The organism is Ekhidna sp. (assembly GCF_040223195.1).
Classification (GTDB): Bacteria; Bacteroidota; Bacteroidia; order Cytophagales; family Cyclobacteriaceae; genus Ekhidna.
Genome location: NZ_JAVKDX010000023.1, coordinates 1 through 3,202 on the forward strand (window position 1 = coordinate 1; position 3,202 = coordinate 3,202).

Below are 3,202 nucleotides of genomic sequence, written 5' to 3' on the forward strand. Positions count from 1 at the left end.
AAACTTCTCCCTTGCTGACATAAACCTAAGAGATCTATTTCAGATAGGCACAGTAAACTTAAGTGTGGCTGTATGGGTAGGTTTTATTGCATTATTCGGTGTGGCCTCCGACAATGGCGTCATAATGGCAACCTATCTGAAGCAGATTTTCAAAGAAAGGAAACCGAGTGATGTGGCCGAGGTAAAAGAAGCAGTGCTTCATGCTGGTAAGCTTAGAATCAGGCCGGCCATTATGACAACCGCCACTACACTCATTGCACTGCTTCCCATCTTTACTTCGACTGGTAAAGGTTCTGATATAATGGTTCCTATGGCCATTCCCACTTTCGGAGGAATGTTAGTCCAAGCCATTACCGTATTTGTCGTACCCGTATTGTATTGTATGTGGCAGGAAAGGTCATTCAAAAAACAATCAAAATCAGTATAACATGAAAACGAAGATAAAAATCAATATAATCATGCTTTTGTGGCTGCTGATTCCGATTGGCAACACAATGGCTCAGACCCAGCAATTGGAGGAACCTTTACAAGGTTATCTCAAAATTGCAGCTGAGAACAATCCTGAGCTTAAGTCGATATTTAATAGCTATCTGGCTACTCTCGAACGGATGCCACAAGCCAGGGCTTTACCGGATCCAACTGTAATGTTCAACATCTTCACCAGTCCGGTAGAAACACGGGTTGGAGCACAGAATGCAGGCATATCACTAAGTCAGGCTTTCCCATGGTTTGGGCAATTGAAGTCTCAGGAACAAGCAGTAGCCATGCTGGCAAAGGCTCGTTTTGAAGCATTTGAAGATGCTAAGAACAGCATTTTCTTTGACGTGCGCTCAACCTATTATGATTTATATGTACTTGAAGCAGCGATAGCCATTACAGAGGAGAATGTAAGGTTACTCGAATCATTTAGGGAACTGGCTAATGTCAGATTAGAGTCTAATACAGGAAGTGCGGTTGACTTGCTTAGAGTTGAAATGGATTTAGACGAACTGAATAACCAGTTACTTTACCTGGAAGATTCGCGAATACCGATCCAAGCCAAGTTCAATGAACTGCTCAACGAAGAAACACCAATACGCATAGAGGTGCCGGATACACTGGAAACAATTTTGATTGACGAAGGGAGAAACGTTTTGCTGGATTCAATCATCACACATAATCCAACATTAAGAGGTTTTGAATTTGAAATGTCAGCTTTGGATGCAGAGATTGATGTAGCACAAAAAATGGGCCTACCTTCTTTTAATCTTGGACTTTCGTACACCAGTATCTCTCCAAGAACGGATATGGATGTTCCTGATAACGGAAAAGATGCATTGATTTTCCCTCAAGTTGGGGTCCGTATACCCCTAAACAGGAACAAATATCGCTCGATGATCAAGGAGAAAGAGTTGCTTAAGACTTCTGTGAATTATCGCAAGGAGGACAAAGAAAATGAGTTGGAAACTGTATTAGAGCGAACCTGGCGTGATTACGCAGATGCTCAACGAAGAGTGGCTCTTTATAACCGACTCATTGCCTATGCAACCCAGTCGCTGGACATACTCGTTGCGCAATACACCACTGCGGGTGCAGATTTTGAAGAAGTGCTGAGAATGGAACGACAGCTGCTTAGGTACGAACTCGAATTGGAGAAGGCACGTGCCGATCAAAACACTTTTGTAGCATACATCAATTATATCACTGGAAAACAGCTTTAAAAATGAAGATTCTAGAAATAATAAATAGTAAAAAAACAATTTCATACCTGGGGGTATTGATTGTTGGCATTCTGATTGGCTGGTTGCTCATTGGGGGAAGCGGTAGTGAAAGTCAGGAAGAACTCCCTACTGATCATTCGGCCATGGACCATGCAGATGGGACTACATGGACGTGCTCCATGCACCCACAGATACAAAGGGAGGAGCCGGGAAATTGTCCAATATGTGGCATGGAACTTATCCCAATGAAACAAGATGAGGACGATGGAGAGGCTGGTCAATATTCAGTCAAACTTTCCAATGCAGCCATGAAAATTGCCGAAGTAGAGATGAGCACTATTGAGCGAAAAGCCCCTTATAAGGAAGTGTACTTACCTGGGAAGGTAATGGCGGATGAGCGCAATATTGCCGAACTAACTGCCCGCTATCCGGGTAGGATTGAGAAACTCATGGTAAACTTTACGGGGCAGAAAGTGCGCAAGGGGCAGGTGCTGGCCAAAATCTACTCTCCGGAGCTAGTAACTGCTCAGCGTGAGTTATTTGAAGCGATGAAGTTTAAAGAAACGAACCCAAGCTATTATAGGGCGACAAGAAATAAACTAAAACTATGGGACCTTACGGAAGCACAGATTGACCAAATAGAGCAATCCGGAGATGTAGATTTCTATTTTGATGTGCTGTCACCCATTACAGGTACAGTCACCATGCGTCATGTGACATTGGGCGACTATGTAAAAGAAGGTACGGCACTATTTGAAGTAGTAGACCTCAGTCATGTTTGGGTCATGTTTGATGCGTATGAGTCAGATATTCCATGGATAAAAATGCGTGATAAGATCAAATTCTCGATCAAATCTATTCCGGGACGTGAGTTTAATGCAACCGTAACATTTATCGATCCGGTACTCAATCCTATGTCAAGAGTTGCCAAAGTAAGGGCAGAACTGGATAATCCTAAAGATCTTCTCAAACCAGAAATGCTTGCAGATGGAATACTAAAAACAATGCTTCCGGGATCAGGGGATCAATTAGTGATACCAAAATCAGCCATTCTATGGACAGGTAAAAAAGCAGTGGTATACGTGATGACCGATGATCACAATAATATGTTTCAGTTTAGGGAAATTGACCTGGGAGCTGATGCAGGTGACTACTACGTGGTAGAATCCGGACTAAGTGAGGGGGAAATGGTAGCTACAAACGGAGTGTTCAAAATTGATGCGGCCGCTCAGCTTAGAGGAGAAAAAAGCATGATGAATCCGGAAGGAGGCAAAGTATCTATGGGTCATAATCATGGAGGTTCGAGCGAAGAAAAGAAGCCTGCATCCGGGAGTGAACATGAGGGCCATGATGAGAGCCCTTCAGAAAACACCAAGAAAATGGACATGTCAGTCGATGAAAACTTTAAGCAGCAACTAACCAATGTGTACCAAGTACATCTTGATTTGCAGAAAGCATTTTTAGCTACAGATGCTACGGCAGCCAAGAAACAGGCTGGTAGT

Annotated in this window: 3 protein-coding genes; all 3 read left to right on the forward strand. The window is 43.1% G+C overall.

Annotated features, from left to right (window positions below; all coding sequences use genetic code 11):
- Positions 1-427 (forward strand): efflux RND transporter permease subunit (locus tag RLN88_RS16460; protein WP_350222518.1); only part of this gene is annotated, 427 nt, incomplete at its 5' end.
- Between the two features lies 1 nt (position 428).
- A complete protein-coding gene (locus tag RLN88_RS16465) occupies positions 429-1,700 on the forward strand; it encodes a TolC family protein (protein WP_350206092.1) in 1,272 nt (423 codons plus the stop codon).
- Between the two features lie 2 nt (positions 1,701-1,702).
- A partial coding sequence (locus RLN88_RS16470; protein ID WP_350222519.1) for an efflux RND transporter periplasmic adaptor subunit occupies positions 1,703-3,202 on the forward strand: 1,500 nt, incomplete at its 3' end.